Source organism: Methanobrevibacter sp. (genome assembly GCF_045130115.1).
Lineage (GTDB): Archaea > Methanobacteriota > Methanobacteria > Methanobacteriales > Methanobacteriaceae > Methanocatella.
Map to the genome: position 1 here is coordinate 1 of NZ_JBGUPC010000027.1, position 2,597 is coordinate 2,597.

Genomic DNA, 2,597 nt, shown 5'->3' on the forward strand with positions numbered 1-2,597 from the left:
AACGTTTCAAAGTATTTTATGTATTTCATTGTGCCTCCCAAGTTATTGAGTAGTATAAAATTCCATCTTCGATTTTAAATGATATTACAGGTTTAACAGCGTAAGGATAACCACTATCGACATATCTAGTTCCATTCCAGTAAAACCAATGGCCTGTTGAAGCGTCAATGTATGGGCCTTTATTTTCCAAAGTTCCTACCAGTTTCCTTATTGTCATGTTATAACCTCACTTTAATATTATATATTTTATTATATAATTTATTATATATTTTATTATCTATTTTATATAAGATATATATCTTTGCCATCATCACAGCCATCCCATTCCATGTATAGCTTGTTATCTTCCCAAACGAATCTGACATCATTGACAATAGCTACATCCGGAAGCTCACAATAGGTGACACCATCTGCATCCTTGACGTAATTGGCCTGCGCCATGATGTTGGATTCTGAGGGAATGATCATATTGACTACATGAGTTATTTCATCCTGTTCAAATGAGCAGTCCCCAAGATCAATACAATTCTGAGATTCAGGATACATTTCGATTTCTGACATTTGCCTATAAACTCTAATGTACTGCGTATCCTCATTTTCCGTTAGATTAACGATTGAAAGCAGTCTTAAATCATGACCTTGTACAGGATTGCATTCACCGTCACTGTCAATGTAGATTCTGGTATTCGGCAATATATCTGCAGTCGCTGGTCTTTTGAGTTTCAATCTGAAAACATCACCCAATACAGCCACAGCCACTAAAGTTAATCCAGAAGTCTTGACCTGCACTTTACCTAACAGATATCCGAAAGCAAGTTCGCCCGCTTTGGCTTTTCTGACAATTGTATGCTCCATTGTGGATGATTCATCCAACGTTACCATTTCACCCACAGCACATTGATTAGAACAAATCCAAGCTGTATGCTCTTCATTAACATAGCTTCTATCTCCCTCATCAAGTAGACAAGCTATTACATCCATTTTCTCTGAATGTTCAAGTCCTGTTGGATACCCACGGCCATGTCCAATTGTTGAGTTTACATCATAATCAATTATCATTTTAAAACACCCAATCCCAATTCTTGTTAATTATTTTATCTGGAATGTGAAGTCCAGTATCTTCCATGTCCTCATCATTAGCGTCCCACATTAACGTTGAGCCCCTGTAGGCCTTAGTGTATTCATGGCTTCCTTTGTATAACCTAATTCCTGTTTTAGTTCTTTCTGTTACTGTTACTGTTGGAATTCCATTAGCTCCAATTATAGGTGATGGAAATATCAATAGCCATTTTAGATCAACATAATTGAAATCTTCAAATTCAGTTGTTGCATAAAATGTTGGAGAGATCTCCACTTCAGCGAAATCATTGTCATAAATTTTAGTTGGATTATTTCGGCTGAAACCTTCTAAATAATCACTACTAGATGAAAAACCATTTCCCACTCTTCCATGAATATGGTACTGTTTATAACTTCCTTCATCATCACTGCCACTGTTGTAAGCATCCCATGATGAAACCTGAACTAAAGTTTTGGCACCGTTAAACATCAAATAGTTTTTGTTACTGCTGGCCCAGTTGAGAGAAGTAACTTTTGTGTCAATCCCATAGGTTGTGAGACTTCCGTCAACCTGCATCATGACACTTCCCATTGTTGAGCCATGATATGTTGCATTGTCATTAACATCAACATTACCTCCAATTCTTTTAAATCTTGCAACAGTAACACGATTGTTTGATAAACTACTTCCAGAGGCAACTGTTGTAAATAATGAAGTTGGAGAGCTTCCATCAAGGCTTGGAACAAATCTGGCTCTGAGAAATCTTCCACCATCTGTTGAGTCATTGTTGATGCTTAAACCTGAGTAGTTCATGAAAAAGTTTGAGTATGTATCAGAATTTGCATCAAACATTAACACCTCATTACCAGTTGTTAAAGAGCTACCGAAGGCCGTTGAAGTATCATGAACATCCAGCAATAGCTTTGTGGTTTGTGAAATCTGACTGACAGGAACTCTAACTAGAATGGCTGCTGGTTGAGATCCATAAGATGGAATGTACAATACCTGACATTCAGTATTGTTTTTGGTTTTGATTTTTAGATTCTTCAAATCGCTTCTGAATAAATTGGAGTAAGAACTACTGGCTAATGAATCTAATAAGATATAATCATAGTTGGATGAATAGCTACCGCTTCTTTGGTTGTAGTTACTCATGACGATATTTATCTGTAATTTTTTTTGCAATGTCATGATTAATATTTTATTATCCTTTTTATATAAATAATATAATAAAAAAAGTAATATTAACATAACATTAACGATACCATATTTGGAACTTGAATTCTTTTACCCTGCGATATATATGCACGAGTTGAACCAAGTTTGTTTTTAAATATATGGGATGTTAATGTCAACACCACCACACTAAATGATAGTTTTGAAAATTAGTTTTGATTACATTAACAGTACTATTAAGGATTTGCCCAGACTAGAGCAACCTTGCCATACCCATGTTATAAGCGAGCCAATTCGCCCAGGCCGACCCCCACGCCGGAGCGTAAGCGGAGGCGTGTGTGGGGAGGCCTGGGTGAATAGA

3 protein-coding genes are annotated in these 2,597 nt (G+C 36.4%); all 3 read right to left on the reverse strand.

Annotated elements, in window-relative coordinates:
* Positions 1-25 precede the first annotated feature (25 nt).
* Positions 26-217, reverse strand: a complete 192-nt coding sequence (locus tag ACJMML_RS04930) for a hypothetical protein (protein WP_405306256.1) — start codon at positions 215-217, stop codon at positions 26-28.
* A 65-nt stretch (positions 218-282) separates the two neighbouring features.
* On the reverse strand, positions 283-1,059 hold the full coding sequence (locus ACJMML_RS04935; RefSeq protein ID WP_405306257.1) for a hypothetical protein: 777 nt from the start codon (positions 1,057-1,059) through the stop codon (positions 283-285).
* A gap of 1 nt (position 1,060) precedes the next feature.
* Positions 1,061-2,215: a hypothetical protein gene (locus tag ACJMML_RS04940; RefSeq protein WP_405306259.1), complete on the reverse strand. Its 1,155-nt coding sequence runs from the start codon at positions 2,213-2,215 to the stop codon at positions 1,061-1,063.
* Positions 2,216-2,597 lie beyond the last annotated feature (382 nt).

Excerpts from the sequence above, each read along its gene's own strand:
- ACJMML_RS04930 (WP_405306256.1), bottom strand. The coding sequence starts at position 217 with ATGACAATAAGGAAACTGGTAGGAACTTTGGAAAATAAAGGCCCATAC.
- ACJMML_RS04935 (WP_405306257.1), bottom strand. The coding sequence starts at position 1,059 with ATGATAATTGATTATGATGTAAACTCAACAATTGGACATGGCCGTGGG.
- ACJMML_RS04940 (WP_405306259.1), bottom strand. The coding sequence starts at position 2,215 with ATGAGTAACTACAACCAAAGAAGCGGTAGCTATTCATCCAACTATGAT.